26 protein-coding genes are annotated in these 25,263 nt (G+C 31.8%); 15 read left to right on the top strand and 11 right to left on the bottom strand.

Annotated features, from left to right (window positions below; all coding sequences use genetic code 11):
* The first annotated feature begins 31 nt into the window (after nt 1–31).
* From FUA22_RS05930 to FUA22_RS05915, 4 genes are read left to right on the top strand one after another with little or no spacing between them, the layout of a single operon-like run.
* Nucleotides 32–475, top strand: coding sequence for a DUF6146 family protein (locus tag FUA22_RS05930; protein WP_147766980.1), 444 nt, complete (start codon nt 32–34; stop codon nt 473–475).
* Nucleotides 476–510: 35 nt separating this feature from the next.
* A complete protein-coding gene (locus FUA22_RS05925) occupies nt 511–1,008 on the top strand; it encodes a DUF6787 family protein (RefSeq protein ID WP_147766979.1) in 498 nt (165 codons plus the stop codon).
* Complete coding sequence (locus tag FUA22_RS05920; RefSeq protein WP_147766978.1) at nt 1,001–1,339, top strand: hypothetical protein; 339 nt, start codon at nt 1,001–1,003, stop codon at nt 1,337–1,339. Before FUA22_RS05925 ends, FUA22_RS05920 begins: the two co-directional genes overlap by 8 nt.
* 54 nt (nt 1,340–1,393) lie before the next feature.
* On the top strand, nt 1,394–3,652 hold the full coding sequence (locus tag FUA22_RS05915; protein WP_147766977.1) for a TonB-dependent receptor: 2,259 nt from the start codon (nt 1,394–1,396) through the stop codon (nt 3,650–3,652).
* A gap of 35 nt (nt 3,653–3,687) precedes the next feature.
* Here FUA22_RS05915 and FUA22_RS05910 read toward each other — a convergent pair whose 3' ends face one another.
* Together FUA22_RS05910 and folE are read right to left on the bottom strand one after the other, a co-directional pair.
* The gene (locus FUA22_RS05910) at nt 3,688–3,957 is read right to left on the bottom strand and encodes a hypothetical protein (RefSeq protein WP_147766976.1); all 270 of its coding nucleotides are present in this window, start codon (nt 3,955–3,957) and stop codon (nt 3,688–3,690) included.
* 54 nt (nt 3,958–4,011) lie between these two features.
* Nucleotides 4,012–4,599 carry a GTP cyclohydrolase I FolE gene (gene folE / locus FUA22_RS05905; protein WP_147766975.1) on the bottom strand — a complete coding sequence of 196 codons (588 nt, stop codon included), beginning with the start codon at nt 4,597–4,599 and terminating at the stop codon, nt 4,012–4,014.
* A gap of 136 nt (nt 4,600–4,735) precedes the next feature.
* On the opposite strand from folE, the gene FUA22_RS05900 reads away from it, so the two are divergent.
* Nucleotides 4,736–5,398: an ABC transporter ATP-binding protein gene (locus FUA22_RS05900; RefSeq protein ID WP_147766974.1), complete on the top strand. Its 663-nt coding sequence runs from the start codon at nt 4,736–4,738 to the stop codon at nt 5,396–5,398.
* A gap of 11 nt (nt 5,399–5,409) precedes the next feature.
* On the opposite strand, the gene FUA22_RS05895 is transcribed toward FUA22_RS05900, so the two are convergent.
* The gene (locus tag FUA22_RS05895; RefSeq protein ID WP_147766973.1) at nt 5,410–5,955 is read right to left on the bottom strand and encodes a VOC family protein; all 546 of its coding nucleotides are present in this window, start codon (nt 5,953–5,955) and stop codon (nt 5,410–5,412) included.
* Between the two features lie 107 nt (nt 5,956–6,062).
* On the opposite strand from FUA22_RS05895, the gene FUA22_RS05890 reads away from it, so the two are divergent.
* Genes FUA22_RS05890 through FUA22_RS05880 form a run of 3 tightly spaced genes read left to right on the top strand, consistent with a single transcriptional unit; the run spans nt 6,063 to nt 9,023 of the window.
* Nucleotides 6,063–6,827, top strand: coding sequence for a TIGR02757 family protein (locus FUA22_RS05890; protein ID WP_147766972.1), 765 nt, complete (start codon nt 6,063–6,065; stop codon nt 6,825–6,827).
* 44 nt (nt 6,828–6,871) lie between these two features.
* Entirely contained in the window at nt 6,872–8,359 is a 1,488-nt protein-coding gene (locus tag FUA22_RS05885) for a S10 family peptidase (protein ID WP_147766971.1), read from the top strand.
* Nucleotides 8,360–8,366: 7 nt separating this feature from the next.
* Nucleotides 8,367–9,023 carry a hypothetical protein gene (locus FUA22_RS05880; RefSeq protein WP_147766970.1) on the top strand — a complete coding sequence of 219 codons (657 nt, stop codon included), beginning with the start codon at nt 8,367–8,369 and terminating at the stop codon, nt 9,021–9,023.
* Between the two features lie 192 nt (nt 9,024–9,215).
* Here the strand turns inward: FUA22_RS05880 and FUA22_RS05875 are convergent, their stop codons facing one another.
* Nucleotides 9,216–11,108 (bottom strand): M61 family metallopeptidase, encoded by a 1,893-nt coding sequence (locus FUA22_RS05875; protein WP_147766969.1) that lies wholly within the window; start codon nt 11,106–11,108, stop codon nt 9,216–9,218.
* Between the two features lie 97 nt (nt 11,109–11,205).
* Between FUA22_RS05875 and FUA22_RS05870 the strand changes: the two genes are divergently transcribed.
* Genes FUA22_RS05870 through FUA22_RS05840 form a run of 7 tightly spaced genes read left to right on the top strand, consistent with a single transcriptional unit; the run spans nt 11,206 to nt 17,513 of the window.
* On the top strand, nt 11,206–12,213 hold the full coding sequence (locus FUA22_RS05870) for a glycosyltransferase family 2 protein (RefSeq protein WP_147766968.1): 1,008 nt from the start codon (nt 11,206–11,208) through the stop codon (nt 12,211–12,213).
* A gap of 34 nt (nt 12,214–12,247) precedes the next feature.
* A complete protein-coding gene (locus FUA22_RS05865; protein ID WP_147766967.1) occupies nt 12,248–14,173 on the top strand; it encodes a BatA domain-containing protein in 1,926 nt (641 codons plus the stop codon).
* Nucleotides 14,170–15,426, top strand: a complete 1,257-nt coding sequence (locus FUA22_RS05860) for a dihydroorotase (protein ID WP_147766966.1) — start codon at nt 14,170–14,172, stop codon at nt 15,424–15,426. Before FUA22_RS05865 ends, FUA22_RS05860 begins: the two co-directional genes overlap by 4 nt.
* 2 nt (nt 15,427–15,428) lie before the next feature.
* Complete coding sequence (locus tag FUA22_RS05855) at nt 15,429–15,767, top strand: hypothetical protein (protein WP_147766965.1); 339 nt, start codon at nt 15,429–15,431, stop codon at nt 15,765–15,767.
* A 3-nt stretch (nt 15,768–15,770) separates the two neighbouring features.
* A complete protein-coding gene (locus FUA22_RS05850) occupies nt 15,771–16,424 on the top strand; it encodes an alpha/beta hydrolase (RefSeq protein ID WP_147766964.1) in 654 nt (217 codons plus the stop codon).
* A 34-nt stretch (nt 16,425–16,458) separates the two neighbouring features.
* Nucleotides 16,459–16,971, top strand: a complete 513-nt coding sequence (locus tag FUA22_RS05845) for a YybH family protein (protein ID WP_147766963.1) — start codon at nt 16,459–16,461, stop codon at nt 16,969–16,971.
* 14 nt (nt 16,972–16,985) lie between these two features.
* Nucleotides 16,986–17,513, top strand: a complete 528-nt coding sequence (locus FUA22_RS05840; RefSeq protein ID WP_147766962.1) for a hypothetical protein — start codon at nt 16,986–16,988, stop codon at nt 17,511–17,513.
* A 107-nt stretch (nt 17,514–17,620) separates the two neighbouring features.
* On the opposite strand, the gene FUA22_RS05835 is transcribed toward FUA22_RS05840, so the two are convergent.
* The 7 genes from FUA22_RS05835 to recN form a co-directional block, all read right to left on the bottom strand.
* Nucleotides 17,621–18,325, bottom strand: coding sequence for a response regulator transcription factor (locus FUA22_RS05835; protein ID WP_147766961.1), 705 nt, complete (start codon nt 18,323–18,325; stop codon nt 17,621–17,623).
* A gap of 3 nt (nt 18,326–18,328) precedes the next feature.
* Nucleotides 18,329–19,903, bottom strand: coding sequence for a sensor histidine kinase (locus tag FUA22_RS05830; protein WP_170309849.1), 1,575 nt, complete (start codon nt 19,901–19,903; stop codon nt 18,329–18,331).
* 76 nt (nt 19,904–19,979) lie between these two features.
* Nucleotides 19,980–20,567, bottom strand: a complete 588-nt coding sequence (gene coaE, locus FUA22_RS05825) for a dephospho-CoA kinase (protein ID WP_147766960.1) — start codon at nt 20,565–20,567, stop codon at nt 19,980–19,982.
* The gene (locus FUA22_RS05820; protein ID WP_241664764.1) at nt 20,564–21,523 is read right to left on the bottom strand and encodes a YbbR-like domain-containing protein; all 960 of its coding nucleotides are present in this window, start codon (nt 21,521–21,523) and stop codon (nt 20,564–20,566) included. The genes coaE and FUA22_RS05820 overlap by 4 nt, the downstream gene beginning before the upstream one ends.
* On the bottom strand, nt 21,520–22,527 hold the full coding sequence (locus tag FUA22_RS05815) for a glycosyltransferase (RefSeq protein WP_147766959.1): 1,008 nt from the start codon (nt 22,525–22,527) through the stop codon (nt 21,520–21,522). The genes FUA22_RS05820 and FUA22_RS05815 overlap by 4 nt, the downstream gene beginning before the upstream one ends.
* A gap of 202 nt (nt 22,528–22,729) precedes the next feature.
* Entirely contained in the window at nt 22,730–23,548 is an 819-nt protein-coding gene (locus FUA22_RS05810; RefSeq protein WP_147766958.1) for an enoyl-ACP reductase FabI, read from the bottom strand.
* Between the two features lie 58 nt (nt 23,549–23,606).
* Complete coding sequence (recN, locus tag FUA22_RS05805) at nt 23,607–25,259, bottom strand: DNA repair protein RecN (protein WP_147766957.1); 1,653 nt, start codon at nt 25,257–25,259, stop codon at nt 23,607–23,609.
* Between the last annotated feature and the right edge of the window lie 4 nt (nt 25,260–25,263).

Below are 25,263 nucleotides of genomic sequence, written 5' to 3'. Positions count from 1 at the left end.
ATTTGAAGTATAAATTGAAACCTTATTTATCATGAAACATTTAAGTTATATATTAGTTTTAGTCATTTGTGTTTTTGCTTTTAATTGCAATTCTACCAAACAGACCGTTACAAATACAGATGAACGCGCTGAAAACCTCAAGGTGAGTGATACCGTAAAAATTGCAAATGAAGAGTTAGAGTACGAAATCATAATTATAGATCCTGGTTATGCTACTTGGTTAGTTTCAATGGCCAGACCTGAAGGTTTCTATTCTCAACAGTACATGGAAACCAGAAATAGAATCTATGTTATTGAGTGGAATCAAAGGGTAATACAACCTCAACGATTCAACCCAAATCTATACGAACTTCAGATTGATTATGATACTAAAATAGATTATGGATATGAAGTAAATTATAAGCTTTACAACTACTTCATCTACTTTCAAATGAAATACAATCAAAGATTAGGACCTTTTGTTCCGAGAATTTAATTGCTTTATTTATTTTTGCAGCAAAAGAATACGCTGTGAATAAATTAAAAGAACGATGGGAGGTCAATAAAAACTGGCAATTGATATTCCTTTTAATGGGAATTGTCGGGTTAGGATATTCTTCCTATAAATTGTCATTAGTTTTCTTAAAAGATTATCACATTGGCTTTATATTTTTGTTGAGCGTCATCATTTTCTATATTTTATTACTGATTACTTTGAAAATCTTTGATAAACTAAAAGATAGATGGGATGTAACTTACAGATGGGAACTTATTTCTATTTTTCTAGTTTTTGCAATTACAGGTTCCTCTTCTGTGTATGTAGGAAAACCAATTATTAAATTACTTGGAATTACAAAAGACAATTTATCTGGATTTGCATATTGGACTTTGTATATTTTTATTGGTTTCGTTTTCTATCAAATATTACTTGTTATCTTTGGTTGGATATTTGGTCAACATAAATTCTTTTGGAATTTTGAAAAAAAAATGCTTCGTAGATTGGGATTTAAAAGATTTCTAGGTGAGTAAACTTAAAGAAAACATAGCCTTTAAAGCCATTATGCTTCTACTTGTAGCTGCATTATTTACTCCTACAGCCATTAAATTTGCCCATGTATTTGCTCACCACGAACATAAAGTATGTGTTGGAGAAAATTCTATACATTTCCATCAAATAGATTTAGATTGTGATTTTCAAGAGTTCAACGTACATCAAAATGCAACTTTTGTATCATTTTATTTCGACGTTCTTATTGAAAAAGAATACCATCCAGAAATAGAGTCGCAATATATATTTCTTAGTAAATATCAACGTTTACATTTTTCACTTCGCGGTCCTCCAGCTATTAATTTATCTTAGTTTTCACTCGGTTTTACCGAAACATTCTATTTAAATTAATTCAAATTCACAAAAATGAAGTTTATAATTAACGTACTACTACTTTTGGTAGTACTTCCAATATTTTCACAAAATACATTGAAGGGAAATGTAGTTGATAAAACAAATCAGCAATCAATTCCTTCAGCCAATATTTATTTCCCACAATTAGAAAAAGGAACCACATCTAATAATAATGGCGATTTCATCATTAATGACTTACCTAACGGAAACCATAAAATTGTAATCTCCTATTTAGGCTATGAAACCATTTCACTTAATGTTAACCTACCTTTAAAAGAACAGTTAAATATTGAAATGAGCCCTTCTGCCATAGAAATGGAGGGTATAATAATCTCTACACCGTTTCACAAATTACAAAGTGAAAACGTGATGAAAGTAGAACAAAAAAAGGTAAACGACTTGAATGCAGAAGGTGCTATAAATCTATCAAATGGTATTTCCAATTTTTCTGGTGTTGAATCTATTTCTACTGGATTAGGTATTGGAAAACCTGTTATAAGAGGTTTAAGTGCCAACCGAGTTTTAGTTTACACACAAGGAGTTCGATTAGAAAACCAGCAATATGGCGCTGAGCATGGTTTAGGGCTTAGCAGCTCTGGTATTGAAAGCATAGAGGTTATTAAGGGGCCTGCTTCCCTGCTTTATGGTAGTGATGCTTTAGGTGGTGTACTATATTTTAATCCTGAAAAATTTGCTCAATCAAACACCACAAATGCAGATGCTTCAGCCAATTATTTTAGCAATACCAAAGGGTATAATTCTAATATAGGCCTTAAACATTCAACCGATAATTTTAAATTTTTGTTTAGAGGAAGTGTAGCCGAACATGCTGACTATAAAACTGATGATTATCGGGTTACCAATACCCGGTTTTTAGAAAAAGATTTTAAAGCGGGGTTAGGCTATCAGGTAACTCACTTTAAAACGGAGTTCCGTTATAATGTTAATCATGCTAAAATTGGAATACCAGAAGACATTGGTGAGCAATCTACTTTAGTGACGCCTTTAGAGCCTTTTCAAGAAATCACCAACCATGTAATGAGTTCTAAATCTACTTTCTTCTTTGATAATTCTAAACTTGATGTAAACTTTGGTTTGACTTATAATGATAGAAAGGAATTTGAGGAACATCATCATGACGAAGAACATGAAGAAGATGAAGAACACGAGGAGGAAGAGCATGATGAACATGATGAACATGATGACGAGCACGAAGAGGAAGTTGAAGAAGCAGCGCTTCACATGAAATTAAAAACACTTAATTATGATGTAAAATATCATCTTCCAGAATTAGGAAAGTTTGAGACAATTGTTGGTATTCAAGGTTTAACACAAAGCAATACGAATTATGGAGAAGAAGAATTAATTCCTGATGCGAACATGAATGATATTGGTTTTTTCGCTACTTCACATATTCATTTTGATAATGCCGATATTCAATTGGGAGCCAGATATGACAACAGAAATATCGAAGTAACATCTGGACTAGAAAAAAACTTCAATAGCTTTAACGGTGCCATTGGGCTGAAAACAGATCTGTTCGAAAATTTTATTGCAAGAATAAATTTAGCAACTGGCTTTAGAGCACCTAATTTGGCCGAATTAACTTCAAATGGTGTCCATCATGGAACCAATCGTTATGAAATTGGAAACGAAAACCTTACCAGTGAAAAAAACTTTCAAACCGATATAGCTTTGGAGTATAAAACAGAGCATGTTGAACTTTTTGCAAACGGCTTTTATAATCGAATAAATGACTACATTTTCTTATCTCCAAACGGAGATGAAATAGATAGCGCTCCTGTTTTTATCTATGTGCAAGACAATGCCAAATTATATGGTGGAGAGTTTGGGTTCCATTTACATCCGCATCCATTAGATTGGTTACACTTTGAATCTAGTTTTGAAACGGTTACAGGAAAACAAGATGACAATAACTATTTACCCCTAATTCCTGCAAACAGTATAACCAATATTATTAGAGCAGAGTTTGAAACTGGCTCGTTGAAAAAAGGATATGCTTTTGTTAAGTTAAAATCCACATTCAGGCAAGATAATGTTAGTGCTTTTGAAACTTCAACAGATAGCTATAATTTACTAAGTGCAGGTTTTGGAGGTTCATTTAATCTTTTCAATAAAGAATTGAATGTTTCAATTTCTGGAACCAACCTAACTAACAAAACCTATATTCATCATCTGTCACGCTTAAAACCGGATGGTATTTTTAATATAGGACGAAATATTAGTTTTGGAATTACGTATAGTTTATAATTAAAAAATCCCTTTCAAAACTGAAAGGGATTTTTTTATACTTCTATAATAGTTTCTTCATTCCGCTTAAATACATAAGAGTATAACCACATTAATGTAAAAGTTGGAATAATATCTAAAAATGGTAATGCTTCTTCTACAAAGGAAACAACTGCGGCTACTTTTCCTTCTTTGCCTTTATAAAGTTTAGTCATAATTAAAGCTGAGGCCGGTGCCCAAACAATATCAAAAGGTGGAAAAATAATGGAAACAAACCCTAAAGCATCCAAAATGATACTTAAAGTTAATTTTTTGTATTTGTTCATTGAATAATATTTAATAAACTGATAACAAATAACATACCAAAATTATTGTGTTTGCTACTTCCCAATCAACTTTAAAAATTCATTTCTGGTTTCAATCTTTTCAAATTGCCCTCTAAACCCAGAAGTTGTTGTGATTGAATTTTGTTTTTGTACGCCCCTCATCATCATACACATATGAGATGCTTCTATAACCACCGCTACACCTTGCGGTTTTAGAGTATCATTTATACAATCTAAAATTTGTTCTGTTAATCGTTCCTGAACTTGTAATCGTCTAGCAAAAACATCAACTATTCTTGGTAATTTACTCAATCCAACAATTTGTCCATCAGGTATATAGGCTATATGTACTTTACCAAAAAAAGGTAAAATATGATGCTCACAAAGTGAATACAACTCAATATCTTTTACAATTACCATTTCGTTGTAAGACTCTTTAAACATGGCACTTTCAAGAATTTCAACCGGATCTTGATGATAACCTTGGGTTAGAAATTGCATGGCCTTAGCAGCCCGTTCTGGAGTTTTAACCAATCCATCACGTTCGGTGTTTTCTCCTAAATCTTCAATTATATTTTTGTAACGTTCTTTTACGTCATCAGTAACCTGAATATTGTACTCTTCTAGTTTTTTATAAGGCATAAGGCACTTTAATTATCAAATAAAAATAGGTAAAAAAACTTAGAATCAATTTCAATCTGAAACTTTCAAAAAGCAAACCATTTAATTTTGCTGATTAAATAGTAATGTAGTATTTTCAATGTTTTAATTACCCAAAATGATTCAAGCCAAAAACATTCATAAATACTACGACGATTTACACGTTTTAAAAGGCGTAGATATCAAAGTTGAAAAAGGAGAAGTGGTTTCTATTGTTGGACCATCTGGAGCTGGAAAAACAACCCTTTTACAAATTTTAGGAACTCTTGATAATGCTTCAAAACAGGAACCATTTGAATTGAACATCAATAGTACCAATTTATCAACACTTTCAGATAAAGATTTGGCAAAATTTAGAAATCAGCATATTGGTTTTATATTTCAATTTCATCAATTATTACCAGAATTTACAGCTGTAGAAAATGTATGCCTGCCTGCGTTTATCAAAGGAATTTCTAAAGCGAATGCTGAAAAGAAAGCTAAAGAACTATTAGACTTTTTAGGTCTATCACACCGCTATGACCACAAGCCAAGTGAACTTTCAGGAGGAGAACAACAACGTGTAGCTGTTGCTAGAGCTTTGATAAATAACCCAGATTTAATTTTTGCTGATGAACCTTCTGGAAATTTAGATAGTGAATCTGCTGAAAACCTACACAATCTCTTTTTTAAATTACGCGATGAATTCGGTCAAACCTTTGTTATTGTTACGCATAATGAAGAATTAGCAAATATGGCTGACAGAAAACTTACCATGGTTGACGGTAAGATTGTTGATTGATACTTTTTAAACTATTTTTTCCGATTATAGTCTTCTATCAATTCAATAGTGACAGCAAGAGAATCTACACTATCCATATATCCATATTCTCCTCCATTCCAGCCACCGTGTTGTAATATTGGCATTCCACTTTCATTAAAACTTTCAAAATAATGCTCTCCCATACCTTCTACCTCAAAGGCAAAATGATGAACACCTTCTCCATTTTGATCTAAAAAGTTTTTCCAATGACTCGGAGTTTCTCCTATTGGCTCTATTAATTCAATTTGAATATTATCTAATTTAATAAATACTAATTTTGCTTTGGCATCAGATGGTTTCCCTTTATAATGGGTTGGGTTTGTGTGATGTCCCTCAGCTACATGAACCTCTGGCACTGTTTCTAATCCTAAGAGCTTCACCCATCTATTTAAAGATGAATTAATATCTTCTACAATAATTCCAACATGCAACATTTTTTGATTTGGGAGTAAACCTTTTCCTGTACTTAATTCTCCAGCTCTAAAAGCCATGAACACCAAAACGAGTAACAACAATCCAAAAAATAACTTCTTCATTTTCTAATTTATTATTTTAAAATTCATGATATGGTACATTTTTTATTTTGAGATTTACTAATTCTATCTTCCGGAAAAGAATATTTACTTTTACAATAAAAACTAATTTGAATAAAACTGAACTTAAAGAATTTCTGGACGAAAAAGTTGTTCAATATAACAACCCAAAATTTATTGAAAGTGACCCCATTCAAATACCTCATCAGTTTTCAAAAAAAGAGGATATTGAAATAGCAGGTTTTTTAACTGCTACTATTGCATGGGGAAATAGAAAAAGTATTATTAAAAATGCTAATCGATTAATGCATCTAATGGATAATTCACCCTACGAATTTGTCTTAAATCATACCGAATCAGAATTAGAAAAACTTATGTTTTTTGTTCATAGAACATTTAATGGTGATGATTGCATACAGTTTATTAAGTCATTAAAGAATATATATATCAATCACTCAGGGCTAGAATCATTATTTGTAAAACATGCTAAAAAAGATTCTTTGCAGACAGCTATTTCAAAATTTAAAGAAGTCTTTTTTGAAAAAGAACATTTAACACGAACTCAAAAACATGTGAGTGATCCTTTAAAAAATTCAGCTGCAAAACGTATTAATATGTACCTGCGTTGGATGGTAAGACAAGACAATGCAGGTGTTGATTTTGGTGTTTGGAAAAACCTCTCTCCTAGCCAATTGTCATGTCCGTTAGACGTGCATTCTGGAAATGTTGCAAGAAAATTAGGGTTACTTAAACGAAAACAAAATGATTCCAAAGCTCTTTTAGAACTTGATACAGCATTGCGTAAACTAGACAAACAAGATCCTGTTAAATATGATTTTGCGCTTTTTAGCTTAGGTGTTTATGAAGAGTTTTAACATTTGATTTCAGTATATTTAAAGTCCACTAAAAATATTTATTTATGAAACAGTTTTTTAGCTTTTTAGTTTTAATGTCATCAATTTGTGCTATAACTCAATCTAGAGTCATTCCAACTGACACCATGGTTGTTACTTCACATAGTTCTTCTATAAAAGGCACTAGTTTGTTATATACAGCTACTACAGGAACACAACCAGTATGGAATAAAAAAGGAGATGCCATAGCAACTTTATATTATACCTATTATGAACGCAGTAATGTTAAAAATAGAGCTGAAAGACCATTAATAATATCATTTAATGGTGGGCCAGGTTCTGCTTCCGTTTGGATGCACATTGCATATACCGGGCCTAAAGTTTTAAAAATAGATGATGAAGGGTACCCAATTCAACCTTATGGTGTTAAAGACAACCCAAACTCAATTTTAGATGTTGCCGATATTGTTTACGTAAACCCTGTAAACACCGCTTATTCAAGAATGATACCTGATAAAGAAGGTAAATTACCTGACAGAAAAACATTTTTCGGTATTAATGCTGACATTAAATATTTGGCTGAATGGATCAATACCTTTGTTACTAGAAAAAACCGATGGGAATCACCTAAATACATTATAGGTGAAAGCTACGGAGGAACCCGTGTTATGGGGCTAGCCAATGAACTACAGAATAACCAATGGATGTATTTAAATGGTGTTATTCTTGTTTCACCAGCAGATTATAAATTGTACAACACCTCTCAACCAGTTTATTCGTCTATTAATCTTCCTTATTACACTGCCGCAGCGTGGTATCAAAAAGCTTTACCTAATGAGCTACAGCAACAAGACTTATTAGATATATTACCGGAAGCTGAGACTTTTGCTATTGAAAGTTTAATGCCAGCCTTAGCCAAAGGCGGTTTTATTTCTGACATAGAAAAACGTGAAACAGCTAAAAAAATGGCCTACTTTTCAGGGTTAAGTGAAAAAGTAATTTTACAACATAACTTAGATGTTCCAACATCATTTTTCTGGAAAGAATTATTACGCGATAAAACGGGACAAACCATTGGCAGGTTAGATTCGAGATATTTGGGCATTGATAAACGTGAATCGGGAAATAGCCCCGATTACAATGCCGAATTAACATCTTGGATGCATTCTTTTACCCCAGCCATAAACTTTTACATTAGAGAACATTTAAACTTTAAAACTGATGTTAAATACAGTGTATTTGGAGATGTACACCCTTGGGATAGACAAAATGATAATACCCGAGAGGGATTAAGGCAAGCCATGGCACAAAACCCTTATTTAAGAGTACTTGTTCAGTCCGGATACTATGATGGTGCAACCACATATTTTGGAGCTAAATATACCATGTGGCAGATTGACCCAAGCGGAAAAATGAAAGACCGTTTTACTTTTAAAGGTTATAGAAGCGGGCATATGATGTATTTAAGACATGATGATTTGATTTCTGCAAATAATGATTTAAGGGAGTTTATAAAAAACTCTTTATCCAAAGGGAAATCTGCAAAATACTAAGAGGTTCATGAATGAAGACTATTCAATATTTAGAAAGTTCTCCTCATTAGAGCAGGCTTTAGAACTAAAAGATCTACTGAGTAAAAATGGTATTGAATCTAAACTTGCGGATAATACACCGCCTGTTGATATTACATTTTCTGGTAACACACTTCAAAACCAAGTAGAAATTCAGATAAAACAGATAAATTTTGAAACAGCGAACCAAATTCTCGAAAAGAATACTGAAGATTTAATTAATCAAATTGACAAGGATTACTATTTATTTGAATTTACTGATGAAGAACTGTACGAGATTTTATTAAAATCTGATGAATGGAATAAGTTTGATTACACTCTTGCGCAAAGAATTCTGAAACAAAGAGGAAAATCAATTGATGATGACTTGTTGAACTCTTTAAAGAGCGAACGATTAAATCAATTAGCTAAACCCGATGAAAATCAAAAACCTTGGATTTTAGCCGGCTATCTATTTTCGTTCTTAGGTGGTTTTTTAGGATTGATAATTGGATATTTTCTTTGGACATCTAAAAAGACTTTACCAAATGGTAAAAAAGTATATTCCTATGCTGAAAATGACAGAAAGCATGGAAAATATATCTTCTTCATCGGATTAATAATTACTCCATTCATAACTATTTTAAAGGTAATAGAACAATTCTAACATTTTAAAACTTATTCACTCTTTGCTTTGATTAATGAGTAATTGTTAAATCTCTTTTATGAGATGCTGAAATAAATTCAGCTTGACGTAAAAAGCAATCTACAAAATAACACACCCAAAAAGTAGCCATTAAAAAAAACGATTGACAAACATATAGTTCGTCAATCGTAAATCTAAAATTGCAAATCGTTTTTATCCTTTTAACCAAGCCTTTCTTAATGCCTTTTGAGCATCCGTTGCATTTGCCTTTTCCATAAGCGATTTTCCAGTTGTATAAGGCTGCGTAGTTGTAGTTTTAATAACTATTTCTTCTCCGTTTCTATCTAATACAACCTTAATGTCTTTTCCTGGTTTCCACATAAACACTTCTTGCAACACCTGATTAGCATTTTGAAGTGTTAACGCTGTTCCATCAATAGATTTTATAACATCATTGGCTTGCACACCTTGTTCTTTCCAAAAACTGTTTTGTAATGCTGCATCAGTAAAGAAAATGGTTCCTTTTTGTCCATCACCACTAACAATTGGTACACCGTTTAATAAAATAAAGTTAGCTTCAACTTTTCCCTCTCCTATTTCAAGTCCTACTTTTTCAAAAAAGTCATTGTAATTAATTGGTAAATCTCCAATTACATGTGTATTAAAAAATTCGTCTAAAGATGGATAAGTCATAGCCACAATCTCTTCAATTAACCTATCATCTTCAAACGGTTTGTTTTTTCCGTATTTATTTGAAAGTTCCTTCATTAAGGATAAAATCCCTCTATTTCCTTTACTCTCTTCACGCATTAAAATATCAACGCACATGCCAATTAATGCCCCTTTCTGATATACGTTTAAGTATTGATCTTTGTATGGTGCTTTTAAAACATTCTCACTCATGATGGTAAAACTCATTGCGTCATCCAATTGAGAAGCTTGTTGGATTTTACTCATAATTTTATTGTAGAATGCAGCTTCATCAACCAAACCTTGATCTACCTGAAATAATGTTGCGAAATACTCGGTTACACCCTCGTACATCCATAAATGTTTTGAAAATGTTGGGTTGTTATAATCAAAATAATGTACATCTTCAGAGTGTACACTCAACGGCGTAACTATATGAAAAAACTCATGAGACACTACATCTATCATACTTTCCTCTAAAGCTTCGGCTGGAATGTCTTCAGGCATTACTACCACCGTAGACGTGTGATGTTCTAATGCTCCAAAACCTTTTGGAGATTCCTCTTTTCCTTCTGACAAATACACATAAATATCATAACGTGGTGTTGAATTAATATCACCCATATAAGTCTTTTGAGCTTGCATCATTTTAAGGATAGTCTCTTTTAAAGACTTTGCTGAATGCATTTTATTTGGCGAGTATACACTCAAAACAATTTTGATATCACCTACCTGAAACTCTTCAACATCCAAATTTCCATACATCATTGGGTTGTCTGTAATGTCAAAATACCTTGGTGCAGCATAACTTGTAGTTATATTTTTACCATCTTCACTAGTTTTAGAGTCAACCGTTTGTAATGCAGAGGTTCTAACAAAATCTGCAGGTGCGGTCACACTCAATTTGTACTGGTTATTTTTTAAAGAATCAAAATAACCAATGAACCCATGTAAGTTTAATACATAATTTTCAGGTTCAATATTTGTTCCTGATGGTGAAAAAGGAACATCTTTACCAATTCCTCCTTCTGACTCTACATCATAAGTATCATTAACTAAATAGGTTATTTTATCTAATTCCTTAGCTTCAGGAATTGACCATGAATTATCATCAAGTTTAGAAATCTGCATTTCTTCACCTTTATAATTATAGGCCTTAAAATCATCAACATATTTACCAAAGTTACTAACAGAATAGGTCCCTTGAACAACCTTAGGCAATCTATAAGTTACCGTTTCAACTGTAAACCTACCTGGGTTTATAGTAACAGGAGCTTTATCATCTTGAATACTAGATAAATCTATAGCGGTTTCAATTGGTAAATTAATTGCTAAATCGTTAGTTGAGTTTTTGGTAGAGCTACAACTAGCCATTAAAATAACTGCAAAAATTGCAGCAAAAATTCTCTTGTTCATCAATTTGATTTTTGAAGTTTTTTAAATGACGTGCAAAATAACATTATGTTACATGTACTGCTCTTAAGGTTATGTTAAAAGATAGTATATTCGTCCCATGCAAAAACCTTTAATAAGCATTCTAACCCCATTTAAAAACACCGCTAATTATTTGGTTGAATGCTTAGATTCAATTTTAAATCAAAGCTACACCAATTGGGAATTACTAATCATTGATGATCATTCTAATGACGACAGTTATTCGCTTGTTAAAAAGTATTCAGAAAAAGATAACCGCATTAAATTATTTAAAAATGATAGGGAAGGTATAATTTCTGCCCTACAATTAGCTTTTAAAAATAGCTCCGGAAATTATATCACACGAATGGATAGTGATGACATCATGCTTCCAAATAAATTAGAAATATTAGCTAATAGCTTATTACAATTTGGAAAGCTACATGTTGCTGTTGGATTGGTAGAATATTTTAGTGAACACGGAGTTGGTGAAGGTTATAAGAGTTATGAAACATGGTTAAATAATTTAACAGAAACTGGTAATAATTACAACGAAATATATAAGGAATGTGTAATACCATCACCTTGTTGGATGTTACACAGAGACGATTTGATTGCCTGTGGTGCTTTTAATCCAAGTATATACCCGGAAGATTACGACTTAACTTTTAGGTTTTACAAACATGGGTTTAAATGTATTCCTTGTGATAAGGTTATTCACAAATGGCGAGATTATAGCACCAGAACTTCAAGAACGCACATTCATTATGCTCAAAATCATTTTACAACTTTGAAAGTAAATCATTATTTAGTTATTGATTACAATGAAGACAAAACACCTGTGATTTGGGGTGCAGGAACCAAGGGAAAACTTATGGCCAAACTTTTTTTAGAGCATGAAATTTCTTTTGAATGGATCTGCGATAACCCTAATAAAATAGGTAGAGACATTTACGGGAAAGAGCTTTTAAATTTTGAATCCTTAGCAACTATCAAAAATTCACAAAGTCTTATAACAGTGGCTAATAAAGATGCTCAAAAACAAATAAGGAAGTACTTGGCTAAACTTAATTTAGAACCCATAAAAGATTATATATTCTTTTGTTGAAAAATTTGCTTAATTTTGATTAATCTAAAAAGGAATGCAGTTTAAACACCCCGAAATTCTTTACGCTTTATTCTTACTGCTCATCCCTATTATTGTTCATCTTTTTCAACTAAGACGTTTCAAAAAAGAATCCTTTACCAATGTTGCATTTTTAAAAGAAGTTAAGCAAAATTCCAGAAAAAGTTCACAAATTAAAAAGTGGTTAATCCTTTGTTCAAGGTTATTGCTTTTAACAACTCTTGTTTTGGCTTTTGCACAACCATTTATTTCAAAATATAATTCCTTTAAGTCTGAAAAAGAAACTGTTATTTATATTGACAACTCATTTAGTTTGCAGGCTAAGGGAAGTCAAGGCGAGCTGCTAAAACGTGCCGTACAAGATTTGGTGGGTAACATCCCGGAAGAGGAAAACATTTCGGTAATAACCAATAATAACCTTTTTAAAAACACCGAAATTAAAACCATAAAAAACGATTTGCTTCAACTTGATTATTCGTCCAATCAATTAAGTTTAGAGTCTGTCTTCTTAAAAAGTAAAACACTTTTTAGTAATAAAAAGCATACATTAAAAAACGTAGTTCTAATTTCAGATTTCCAACAAAATCACACTAATTTCAATCCTGAAATAGATTCTCTCACCCATATAAATTTAGTAAGGTTGCAACCTATAAATAATAACAACGTTTCAATTGATAGTGCTTACATCTCTGAGTCTACACCGGCTAACATCCAACTAAAAGTCATTTTAAAAAATAGTGGCAGAACCATTGAAAATTTACCGGTATCATTATTTAACGGCGAAAATCTTATTGCTAAAACCACTGTAAATATTAATCAAGTTGCAGAAACTAATTTTTCATTGCCAACAAATGAAATTATAAATGGTAAAATAACAATAGATGATGTGAATCTTAGGTTTGATAACAGTCTATTTTTCAACATAAGCAATAAGCCAAAAGTGAAAGTATTAACAGTAAATGGAAATAACGATTCCTATCTAAAGCGCATTTATACTGATAATGAATTCAATCTTGTTTCCACTTCGTTGCCTAACTTGAATTATAATATTATAGACCAACAACACCTTGTGATTTTGAATGAATTAGACAATATCCCCAACGCTCTAGTTTCAGCTCTAAATCATTTCACAACCCAGGGAGGTTTTATAATTATCATACCTTCAGAAAACATCAATACACCATCTTATAACTTGATTTTGTCACACTATAACTCAAGGCTTGGTGGATTATTATCTTCAGAAAAAAGGGTAACTACTATCAACTATTCTCACCCATTATACAAGAACGGTGTTTTCGAAAAACAAGTTTCAAATTTTCAATATCCAAAAGTAAATAGCTTTTATGAAGTAGCAACAAATAATTTTTCAGCTGCACTAAGTTTTGAAGATGGTAAACCTTTTTTGTATCAAAACAAGAATGCTTTTGTATTCACATCAGCATTAAATAAAAACAACACCAATTTTAAAAACTGGAATGTTATTGTTCCAACCTTTTATAACATTGGAAAACAAAGTTTTAAACCCCCTGAGCTTTACTATACTATTGGAAAAGACAATGCTTTTGAAGTAGAAACTCAATTACAACAGGATGATATTCTCTCTTTAGTAAATAATGGAATTAGTGTGATTCCTAGGCAAAAGTACTTTAATAATAAAGTTGCTATAAATACTTCAGAAACACCAAATATAGCTAACATCTATAATGTTCAAAATAAAAATGAAACTATAAAAAGTGTAAGTTATAATTATGATAGAAGCGAAAGTAATTTGGTTTATCAAGACCTTTCTAACTTAGAAAATGTAACAATAAGCAATTCAATTGTTGATGTCTTTAATACTTTAAAAAGTGATGCAAAAGTTAATGCCCTATGGAAATGGTTTGTTATTTTTGCATTGGTAATGTTAATTGTTGAAATGCTCATCTTAAAATATTTTAAATGAACGTACTTATAAAATCTGCTACCATAATAGATCCTAAAAGTGAATTTCATAATTTGACTCAAGATGTATTAATTGAAAATGGCAAGATTACAAAGGTTGGAAAGACCTTAAAAAACACCAATGATTACCAAGAAATAAAACTTGAGAACTTACACATTTCACAAGGGTGGTTTGATAGCAGTGTAAGTTTTGGAGAGCCTGGTTTTGAAGAACGTGAAACCATTAAAAACGGACTTAAAACTGCTGCTTCATCTGGGTTTACCTCTATTGCTTTAAACCCAAATACCAATCCAATATTAGACACCAATTCAGATATCACATTTGTAAAATCAAAAGGCGATAAAAATGCTGTTACCGTACTCCCTATTGGTGCCTTAACGGTAGGTAGTAAAGGTGTTGACCTTGCTGAACTTTTTGATATGAATACAGCAGGAGCAGTTGCTTTCTACGATTATAAAAAACCTATATCTAACCCAAACCTTATGAAAATAGCTTTGCAATACGCAAGCAATTTTGACGGATTAGTACTGTCTTTTCCACAAGAAAATAAGATTTCTGGTTTAGGTGTTATGAATGAGAATATTACAAGCACCAGATTAGGTTTAAAAGGAATTCCTGCATTAGCAGAAGAGTTACAAGTTGCCAGAGATTTGTTTTTACTTGAATATACAGGAGGCAAATTACACATTCCAACTATTTCAACAGCAAAAACGGTTGACTTAATAAGAGAAGCTAAAAAGAAAAAGTTAGATATAACCTGTAGTGTAGCTGTTCATAATTTATGCTTTACAGATGAGACTTTAACAAGCTTTGACTCTAATTTGAAAGTCTTACCTCCTTTAAGAACTCAATCAGATATAGATGCACTAATTAACGGTGTAAAAGATGGAACAATAGACATGGTTACCAGCGACCATACCCCTATTGACATTGAAGAAAAGAAAGTGGAATTTGACCATGCCAATTATGGAACCATTGGTTTAGAAAGTGCTTTTGGGGCTTTACAAACAGTTTTTACAACAAAAAAGACCATTGATGTTCTTACTAAAGGAAAACAACGTTTTGGTATAGAGCAATCTCCTCTAAATATTGGAAACGCAGCTAACATCACGCTTTTTAATCCGGAAAGCAAATACACTTTTAATAAAGGTGATATAAAATCTAAATCAAAAAATAGCATTTTTGAAGGTTCTGATTTAAAAGGAAACGTTTACGGTATTATTTCAAATAATAAAATCTCATTAAATAAATAGTAATGAACCAACAAGATATTGAGCGTGGAAAGAAAAACGCCATTATTAGCTATATAACCATTTTTGGAGTAATTATAGCTTATTTTCTCAATAATGAACCTACTAAAAAAAGTTCATTTGCAAGCTTTCATATAAGGCAGTCGTTAGGATTATGGCTAACATTTTGGGCACTTGGTTACATTATAGGAAGCTTTGACAGCTGGTATGTTACTTCAGGTTTCTATTTGTTTTTTGCGGTTCTTTTTATTTATGGGTTTTCTTCAGCAATTTCTGGAAAAACTCAAAAAGTTCCCCTTGTTGGTGAATTATATCAAAAAATATTTGCTAATCTGGGTCAATAAACTATGAGTACTTCCCTTTCTTTACACCACCTTACAAGACCATCTAATCTATCTGAAAATGCACCATTATTAATTATGATGCATGGTTATGGTAGTGATGAAAACGATTTGTTCTCTTTTGCTACTGAGTTACCAGAAGAGTTATTTATTATTTCGGTGAAAGCACCATACCCTATGGCACCTTACGGCAATGCTTGGTACACCATTAATTTTGATGCTGAACGTGGTAAATGGAATGATAAAGAACAAGCTGAATCATCTAGAGATTTAATTGCTCAATTTATTGATGAAGCTGTTGCTCATTACCCGGTAAATAAAGATAATGTCACCCTTTTAGGTTTTAGTCAGGGTACAATTTTAAGTTATGCAGTAGCTCTAAACTATCCTGAAAAGGTTAAAAACATTGTAGCTTTAAGTGGTTATGTTTATCATGATATTTTACCTGAAGAATTAGAAACTCAAGATTATTCTAATTTAGATTTTTATTGCTCTCATGGTAGTGTAGATCAAGTAATTCCAGTTGATTGGGCTAGACAGACACCTAACTTTCTTAAAAGTTTAAATATTAAACACCACTATTCGGAATTTCCTGTGGGTCATGGTGTAGCTCCTCAAAATTTTTACGAATTTAAGAATTGGTTGTCTGAGCGTATTTAGAATATTTCATATCTTTTGTTTTTAAAACATTGATATGAAAACTATTTTCTTTTCAGTTTTATTTCTAGGATTGTCTGTTTCTGCATTTTCGCAAGGTGAAGACCTAAAAGACATCAATACCCAGATTTGGGCCAACTTCACTAAAGCTTTTGAAAATTTAGACTACCAATTATTTAGTGATTTACATAGCGCAAATTTGGTGCGTGTTGGTGGTGATTCCAAAAGTGTTAAAGGTAAAACCGCCTATATTAAAGGTTATGAAAACCGTTGGAAAGAAAAAAAACTAAAGCAGACTATTTCATTTAGATTTTTAGAACGCATTGCAAAAAACGGTAAAGCATCGGAACGTGGTATTTATAAACTCACCATAGACCCAAATACCGAAAAAGAAAAGAGTTATTACGGTAAATTTCATGTTATACATAGAAAAGAAAATGGTGTTTGGAAGATTTTAGTGGATTATGACTCTTCAGAAAACAATTCGATTAATGAAACCTCTTTTCTAAAAGCTTTTGCAATTAATGATTTTAATATAAATAACCCTTAACCGTCTATAATCATATGAAAAATGGACTTCAAAAAATAAGCATTATCACAGAGATTGTGGGTGCTATAGCGATTGTCATTTCACTAATTTTTGTTGGAATTCAATTTACTGAAAATACTAAAGCAACAAAATCGTCAACAGCTGCAAGTACAGTTGCAACTATTTCTTCATGGTATACAGAAATGGGAAATAATCAACAATCAAGCAGTTTATTTTATAATTTCATGGCAGATCCTGAATCTCTAACATCAGAAGAAAGATTTCAAGTTATTATTAGTTTACACGGTTTATTTTTAACCTTTCAAAATAGTTATTATTTAAATCAACAAGGAACCCTAGATTCACATATACAAGAATCGATTACAAAGGCTGCAGTTGGGGTAAAAGATCAACCTGGATTTAGGCTTTTCTGGAAGTTACGTAGAGAATTATTCTTTCCAGAATTCCAGAAACATATTGATGAAATTGTAGATACAGAAATATATATTTCTGAAGGGATGTATAAGGCGGTTGAAGATCAAAAACCAGTTGAGAAAAAATAAAACAAATACCTCTTCACAAGCTTCTTAATGGGAACACCCACAAGTATAAAAAAATCCAGTTACACCATAATGGTGTAACTGGATTTTAAATATAATTTCGAATTCTATTATTCGTTTATCACCAACCTAAAGCCTTCTCCATGAATATTAAGTATTTCAACTTTTTCATCAAGCTTTAAATACTTGCGTAATTTGGCAATATAAACATCCATACTTCTGGAAGTAAAGTAATTGTCGTCTCTCCAAATCTTTGTTAAGGCCAATTCACGCGGCATTAAATCATTTTCATGTAAAGCTAATAAGCGCAATAACTCATTTTCTTTAGGCGATAGTTTTACAGGATCACCACCATTAAAACGTAAGAAACGTAGTTTAGAATTTAAATCAAATCTTCCAATTTTAAATTCAAACTGCTTACTGTCAGAAATTGTTTCTGTAGCTTTTCTTTGAATGATTGCCTTAATCTTCATTAATAGCACTTCACTATCAAATGGCTTATTCAAATAATCGTCAGCTCCTACTTTATAACCTTTTAAAACGTCTTCTTTCATAGTTTTAGCGGTTAAAAATATAATAGGCACATCGGTATTCTTTTCACGTATTTCTTTTGCAAGTGTGAAGCCATCTTTATAAGGCATCATCACATCTAAAATACATAAATCGAAATCGTCTTTTTTAAATTTCTCAAAGCCTTCCATTCCATTTTTTGCATGAGTTACCTCATAATCATTCATCATTAAATAGTCTTTAAGAACGGTACCAAAGTTAGGGTCGTCTTCTACTAATAAAATTCGTTTTTTCTGTTCTTCCATGGTTTATGATATTAAGGGAAGTTTTATAATAAATGTACTTCCTTTTCCTTTTTCACTTTCTACTGATACATAACCCTGATGGTCATCAACAATGCGCTTAACATAGGCTAAGCCTAATCCGTGACCTTTAACGTTATGAATATTACCTGTGTGTTCTCTATAAAATTTTTCGAACACCTTTTTTGCAGCGGCTTTACTCATTCCGCTACCATGATCTTTTATTTTTAATATAATGTTTGTACCAACATTTTCTGTGTAAACTTCAATTTCTGGGGCATTTGGAGAATACTTAATGGCATTATCCAATATATTTACAATAACATTAGTAAAATGGGTTTCGTTAGCCAAAACAGACGATTTGCTTGCATCTAAAAAGGTTTTTATATAACCTTTCCTATCTTCTACTATAAGCGAAATGTGCGTTATAGCATCCTCAATTAAGTCGTGTAATTTAACTCTATCCTTACTAATGTTTAATTCATTCTTTTCTAGCTTAGATATTCTTAAAACGTTTTCTACCTGCGCATGCATGCGTTTATTTTCTTCTTTTATCATGGTAAGGTAACGCTTTACCTTAACTTCATCTGAAATAATTGCAGGGTTTCTAATAGCATCTAAAGCCAAATTAATTGTAGCTATAGGTGTTTTAAATTCATGCGTCATATTATTGATGAAATCTGTTTTAATTTCAGATATTTTTCTTTGTTTAATTAACTGATACAAAGCACTTGAATAAGCAATTACAATAACGGAAGTGAAAATAATTGAAAGTAATATCATTCCTATTATTGATGATAAAATAAAACTTTTATCATCCGGAAAATTCACCAAAAGCTTATAGGGTGTTTGGTCATTTTCATCTGGAAAAATTGGTACCTTAAAAGTAGATTTCACATCGTACTCAAAATTATCACTTTGTACTTTTGTTCCTAAATCATTACTATAAATGGCATATTCAAAGGATATATCAATATTCTTATTTTCAAGTTTTTGAGATAATAGCTTTTCTATAGTTCCTTTTTCAACCCTTTTATGAACCGGAGTTCTTTTTTGAAGTGCTTTAAAATCTTTTTCAAAACTAATCTTTTGAGCTTCGGAAATATTAGCGCTTTTGGTAATTCTTGATATTGGACTTTGTCCGAAATCTTTATCTTCCAACTCTACATTACTATAAATCTCAGTACTTGAACTACCAATAATATTTTGAATAGTTAGACTGTCTAAACCTATGTCAAAGAGCGATGAAGACAGCTTATAATCTTCTTCATAAACGTTACTTCTGTATATAAGAGTTTCTTTTGTTCCTCTGTTTTGCTGATAAATCAATAATTGAGAGACCGCCGTAGTATCAACCTTTCCGTACTCTTCTTTTAACCTCTGAACATTAGCATAATAAGACGACACCTCTTCTTCCTCAATCGTATTAGATACATCATATAAGGTAGCAATTACATTTGAATGAAATCGCTTTTTCTCATTAGCAACAGAATCTTTTATAAAATATGCTTGAACAAATATTATCCCTATTAAAGATAAACTCATTAAAAGTACCAGTAGGAAAAATATTCTTTTGCTCATTAATCAAAATTAACATTTTAACATTTAGGGCACTTATGTTTTAACCTTACATTAACAAAAATGTTAAAACGCTAAATTATTTAAGCTTTTCAAGTAGTTTTTTGTGTATTTTAGAGGCCTGATTTTCAACATCTTGAAGCTCTATATTTTCAACAACAAAGTCGGATAGTTTTACTTTATCTTCATCTGTCCATTGATTTTTCATAATGGCTGCAATCTTTTCTCTGGAAGTATTATCTCGTAGCAACAACCTTTCAACTCTAACTTCTTTTGGTGCCACAACAGTAATAACATAATCGCATTGTTTATGTCCGCCATTTTCAAATAATATCGCTACTTCTTTTATAACATAAGAAGCCTCTTGTTTTGACACCCAACGCTCAAAATGTTTTGCAACTTTGGGGTGCACAATGGCATTCATTTTTTCTAAATACGATGTATCATTAAAAATAATGTCTGCTAAAAATGGTCTGTTGAGTGTATCATTAACATAGGCCTTTTCACCAAATAACCGAATTAGTTTTCGTTTAATAACTTTAGACCTATTCATGAGTTTTTTAGCCTCCTCATCAGCTATATAAACAGGTACACCTAAACTTTTAAATTGTTTAGCAACTGTGGTCTTCCCACTACCAATACCTCCTGTAAGCCCTACAATAATCATTTGCTAATTATAAATTCAATTTGTTGTTGATTTATTTTAGGGTTCTTAATCGTTTCTGGAAACTGTATCAATTCTGGAACCAAAAAGGATTGATTTCCTTTTACTTTAGCATAATCGCAAACTAACCTAAAATCGTTAATCTTGACAGCATTAAAGTTATCTAAACTCACATAATAAGACACATTGACCTCCTTTGGAAAATATTTTAAACTAATGCTATCTGGTACATTTATAGTGCGTATAGGCACTTTTAACGTGCCTTCTGTAAACTTTTCTACAGTTGCCCTTAAATTTATTGTTGAAGTTGAAAACTTTAAATCTGCACTGTGCTTTGGTAATTTTAGTTTTGCCTTTTCTTGTAAATCTTGTCTAATATCAATAAACTCTACTTTTTCTGTTTCTAAACTATTAATTTCTGAAACCAAAATATGAGGACCAATAACCACAACAGAATCGGGCTCTATACTAACTGGTTTAGTGATATTATAACCAGCACTGAATTTAATATCTGCATTTAATTTTACCGGAACCTTTTTAACCAAATTTACATCATACCTAAAAACCAAAGTGTCTGGTGACTTACTTAAAAGCTCAACTTGTTTGTCAAATTGAGTGTTATTCAAATAAGCAGTAGATTTACTGTATATATAAACAGACTCTGTTTTAGTGACGTCTTTATTGAAATCAATAACAATTTTAGGTTTTTCAAAATAATAATTAAGCCATTTAAAACCGTGTGTTTTTAGAGTTATATCTAGCGTAGTAGAATCATTTAAAATTACCTGCTCTTCTGGAACATTTAGCTTTTCAATTTCGAAAGAAACAGTATTGGTATACTCTTTAGAAAGTTTTGAGAAAATCAAAATAATAAATGCAAAAAGTAAGAATAACAGAAAAACATTTATCCGTTTACTCTTAATAGAAGATGCTATTTTAGATTTTACTTTTTTTATCATTTTTGCTTGAAAAACAAGTTAGGAAAATGTGACTCTGGATCCTTATTTAATACTCCTACAGCCCAAGTTGATTCCAAGAAACCAAAACCATAACCAATAAACTGTACACCAATTGCCCATAAAGCCATAAAAGCTACTTTAATATTTCCTGTAGTTAATAGAGCTACAACAAACGCCAATAAAAAATAAAACACATATAAATAAAAAAACCAGTTAACACCAAAGATTGCTAACAATATTGATATATCAAAACCTATTATAAACAAACTTGGAAACCAATAGGTTATTTTTTTTGTAGATGGATGCCACTTATTTAAAATAGGCCTAACCAGCCCAAACTTATTAACCTGGATATAAAACTTACTCCAAGAAATTCTACGCTTATGAAATACCTTAGCTTGAGGTATTAATTTGGTTTTGAAACCTAAATTCCATAGTCTTATAGATAAATCTGGGTCTTCACCTGGATGAATTCTACCAAAGCCTTTTGATGCCTCAAAAGCTTTTTTTGAAATACCCATATTAAAACTTCTTGGTTGAAAGGCATCGACACTATTTTTATTACCTCTTATCCCGCCAGTTGTTACAAAGGAAGTCATTGAAAAATTAATTGCCTTTTGCAAATTGGTAAACGATTCATGTGCCGCATCTGGTCCGCCAAAACAATCAACATAGTTTTCTACTAAACTCTTTTCTACTTCAGTCAAATAGTTTGTTGGCAGAATAACATCACTATCTAAAATGATAAAGTAATTTCCCTTGGCATGTTGCATTCCAAAATTTCTGGAATCTCCTGGGCCTGAATTCTCCTTGAAAAAGTATGAGATATTTAGCTTCTCATCAAACTTAGTAACTATTTCTTTTGAGGAAATTGAAGAGCCATCTTCTACAATTACAATTTCATAACCTGTTTTTGTCTCTAACGCCTCAAAACTTTGCAAAAGTTCTTCAATTTCGTCCGGACGATTATAAACGGGAATTATAAATGAAAACTGTAATTGCATTATAATTTAAAGTTTGATGCTTTAGCGTTAGGGATTGAGGTTTTGTTGAAGCACTTTTTGTGTTGTTGCACCTATGCAACACAAAAAAGCGACTACCGAAAGCCCGACCCCTGTGGTAACGCCCAAAAAACATTTTAATTTACACAAATGTAACAAAAAAGCCACCTATAGGAGGTGGCTCTTGAATGTATATTTTGAAATATTATTCTTCTCCCATAAAGGTATCCATAACGGCATCACTTACACCCATATTGCTAAATCCGCCATCGTTATAAAGGTTTTGTAACGTAACACGTTTTGTTAAATCACTAAACAGTGACACGGTATAGTTGGCACAGTCTAGAGCTGTAGCGTTACCAAGTGGCGACATTTTATCTGCATATGCTATAAAACCATCAAATCCTTTTACACCGCTACCCGCTGTTGTTGGTGTTGGCGACTGTGAAATAGTATTTACACGTACGTTTTTATCACGCCCAAAAAAGTAACCAAAGCTACGTGCAATACTTTCTAAATAGGCTTTATTATCGGCCATGTCATTATAATCTGGAAACACACGTTGTGCAGCCATATATGTTAAAGCCACAATACTTCCCCATTCATTCATAGCATCTGCTTTATAAAGCGTTTGCATTACTTTGTGAAATGACATAGCAGAAACATCTGTTCCTTTCTGTGTCCATGAGTAGTTTTGATCTGTATATGATTTTCCTTTTCTAACATTGATAGACATTCCTATAGAGTGTAAAACGAAATCAATCTTTCCGCCTAAAATCTCCATAGATTTTTCTACCAAGTTCTGTAAATCTTCTTCTGAAGTAGCATCGGCAGGAATAATTTGAGAACCTGTTTTTTCTGCTAACTCATTTATCTGCCCCATTCTCATTGCTACAGGTGCATTTGTTAATACAAACTCACCACCTTCTTCATGAACTCGTTCTGCAGTTTTCCAGGCAATGGAGTTAGAATCTAAAGCTCCAAAAATGATTCCTTTTTTTCCTTTTAATAAATTATGCGACATACGTATTTGATTTATATGTTGATTGGTTATTATTTTATTTTGGGGTCAAAGATACTAATTAATTCAGCAATTCTTTAGCATGGGCTATAGCTGAAGATGACATTTCTACACCACCCAACATTTGAGCAATTTCTACAATTCGTTCATCATAGTTTAACTTAACCAAATTAGTTTGAGTAACCTCATTTACATCTTCTTTATATACTTTAAAATGTGAATGTCCCTTGGCTGCAATTTGCGGTAAATGCGTAATTGAAAACACTTGCATAGTTTTACTCATTTGCAACATAATATCCCCCATTTTGTTTGATATTTCTCCCGAAACACCTGTATCAATCTCATCAAACATAATGGTTGGTAACTGAATATATTTTGATAAAATAGATTTTATTGCCAACATTATTCTTGACAATTCACCTCCAGAAGCTGCTTTTTTAAGCTCATTGAAATTACCGCCCTTGTTTGCCGAAAATAAAAATGATAATTCATCTTTTCCGTTTGAAAGGAAATTATCGCCTATTAAAACCTTAATGTTAAACTGAGCATTTGGCATTCCTAAATCAACTAAAATACTTTCTAATTGCTTTTTCAAATTAGGTATTGCCTCTACTCTATTTTTATGAATAGATTCTGCTATAGTATTTAATTTCTTTGTTTGGGTTTTAATAACATTCTGTTTTGCAGAAATAGTGTCATCTAAACTTTCTGTAACTGATACTTTATCTTCAAGTTTATCTCGTACTTCTATTAATTCTGAAATATTACCTGCAACATGTTTTTGCATTAAATCATGCAAAGTTTTTAGTTTAGAGTCAACTGTTTCAAGCCTGCTAGGGTCTGCATCTAGATTCTCTTGAAGCACATTAACCTCTCCAAACAAATCATCCATTTCTATGAAGCTACTATTAACTCTATTGAATAAATTTTCATATTTTGATGACATGGCAGATAACCTTTGAAACACCCCTTTTAAAGATGCCAATATAGATAAGGCTCCTATTTGTTCATCACTTAATAACTGATAAGCCTCAGATAGTTTTTCTTGAATCCCTTCAATATTATTAAGTGTTTCGTATTCTTCCTCTAAAGTTTCCAACTCGCCATCAACCAAATTAGCCTCGACTAATTCTTTCAATAAAAATGAATTATAATCATGTTCTTTTATGGCTTCCGCTTGAAAAGTTAAAAGCTCATTTAACTCCTTTTGCAGTAATTTATAAACCTTTAATTCATTTTGATAATTACTTAATTGAATAACATTTTTAGCTAAAGCATCAATAACCTGAAACTGAAAATCATCATTAGTAAGTTGCAAGGTTTGATGTTGCGAATGAATATCAATTAAGCGCTCACCCAAATTTTGCAAACTATTTAAGTTTACCGGAGAATCATTAACAAATGCTCTTGATTTACCAGAAGGTAATATCTCTCTCCTTATAATAGTATGGGGTTCATAATCAAAATCCTCAGCATCAAAAAGTACTTCTAATTTATAATCGGCCACATTAAAAACGGCTTCAATAATACATTTTTGAGAAGTGTCTTTTAAACTTGATAAATCTGCACGTTTGCCCAGAATCAATGACAAACCTCCTAACAAAATAGATTTACCTGCACCAGTTTCTCCTGTGATGATAGAAAACCCGTTATTAAAATCAACCTGAAGATGGTCAATTAACGCGTAATTTTTTATTGAAAATGAAATTAACAAGTCT

The sequence above is a fragment of the Seonamhaeicola maritimus genome, assembly GCF_008056315.1.
In the GTDB taxonomy this organism is placed as follows: domain Bacteria; phylum Bacteroidota; class Bacteroidia; order Flavobacteriales; family Flavobacteriaceae; genus Seonamhaeicola; species Seonamhaeicola maritimus.
This window is presented reverse-complemented; position numbering and strand designations above follow the sequence as displayed.

Bases quoted from the DNA above. Each gene is read 5' to 3' on its own strand.
- FUA22_RS05930 (WP_147766980.1), top strand. From the start codon at position 32: ATGAAACATTTAAGTTATATATTAGTTTTAGTCATTTGTGTTTTTGCT.
- FUA22_RS05915 (WP_147766977.1), top strand. From the start codon at position 1,394: ATGAAGTTTATAATTAACGTACTACTACTTTTGGTAGTACTTCCAATA.
- FUA22_RS05910 (WP_147766976.1), bottom strand. From the start codon at position 3,957: ATGAACAAATACAAAAAATTAACTTTAAGTATCATTTTGGATGCTTTA.
- folE (WP_147766975.1), bottom strand. From the start codon at position 4,599: ATGCCTTATAAAAAACTAGAAGAGTACAATATTCAGGTTACTGATGAC.
- FUA22_RS05900 (WP_147766974.1), top strand. From the start codon at position 4,736: ATGATTCAAGCCAAAAACATTCATAAATACTACGACGATTTACACGTT.
- FUA22_RS05895 (WP_147766973.1), bottom strand. From the start codon at position 5,955: ATGAAGAAGTTATTTTTTGGATTGTTGTTACTCGTTTTGGTGTTCATG.
- FUA22_RS05885 (WP_147766971.1), top strand. From the start codon at position 6,872: ATGAAACAGTTTTTTAGCTTTTTAGTTTTAATGTCATCAATTTGTGCT.
- FUA22_RS05880 (WP_147766970.1), top strand. From the start codon at position 8,367: ATGAATGAAGACTATTCAATATTTAGAAAGTTCTCCTCATTAGAGCAG.
- FUA22_RS05875 (WP_147766969.1), bottom strand. From the start codon at position 11,108: ATGAACAAGAGAATTTTTGCTGCAATTTTTGCAGTTATTTTAATGGCT.
- FUA22_RS05870 (WP_147766968.1), top strand. From the start codon at position 11,206: ATGCAAAAACCTTTAATAAGCATTCTAACCCCATTTAAAAACACCGCT.
- FUA22_RS05865 (WP_147766967.1), top strand. From the start codon at position 12,248: ATGCAGTTTAAACACCCCGAAATTCTTTACGCTTTATTCTTACTGCTC.
- FUA22_RS05860 (WP_147766966.1), top strand. From the start codon at position 14,170: ATGAACGTACTTATAAAATCTGCTACCATAATAGATCCTAAAAGTGAA.
- FUA22_RS05855 (WP_147766965.1), top strand. From the start codon at position 15,429: ATGAACCAACAAGATATTGAGCGTGGAAAGAAAAACGCCATTATTAGC.
- FUA22_RS05850 (WP_147766964.1), top strand. From the start codon at position 15,771: ATGAGTACTTCCCTTTCTTTACACCACCTTACAAGACCATCTAATCTA.
- FUA22_RS05845 (WP_147766963.1), top strand. From the start codon at position 16,459: ATGAAAACTATTTTCTTTTCAGTTTTATTTCTAGGATTGTCTGTTTCT.
- FUA22_RS05840 (WP_147766962.1), top strand. From the start codon at position 16,986: ATGAAAAATGGACTTCAAAAAATAAGCATTATCACAGAGATTGTGGGT.
- FUA22_RS05835 (WP_147766961.1), bottom strand. From the start codon at position 18,325: ATGGAAGAACAGAAAAAACGAATTTTATTAGTAGAAGACGACCCTAAC.
- FUA22_RS05830 (WP_170309849.1), bottom strand. From the start codon at position 19,903: ATGAGCAAAAGAATATTTTTCCTACTGGTACTTTTAATGAGTTTATCT.
- coaE (WP_147766960.1), bottom strand. From the start codon at position 20,567: ATGATTATTGTAGGGCTTACAGGAGGTATTGGTAGTGGGAAGACCACA.
- FUA22_RS05820 (WP_241664764.1), bottom strand. From the start codon at position 21,523: ATGATAAAAAAAGTAAAATCTAAAATAGCATCTTCTATTAAGAGTAAA.
- FUA22_RS05815 (WP_147766959.1), bottom strand. From the start codon at position 22,527: ATGCAATTACAGTTTTCATTTATAATTCCCGTTTATAATCGTCCGGAC.
- FUA22_RS05810 (WP_147766958.1), bottom strand. From the start codon at position 23,548: ATGTCGCATAATTTATTAAAAGGAAAAAAAGGAATCATTTTTGGAGCT.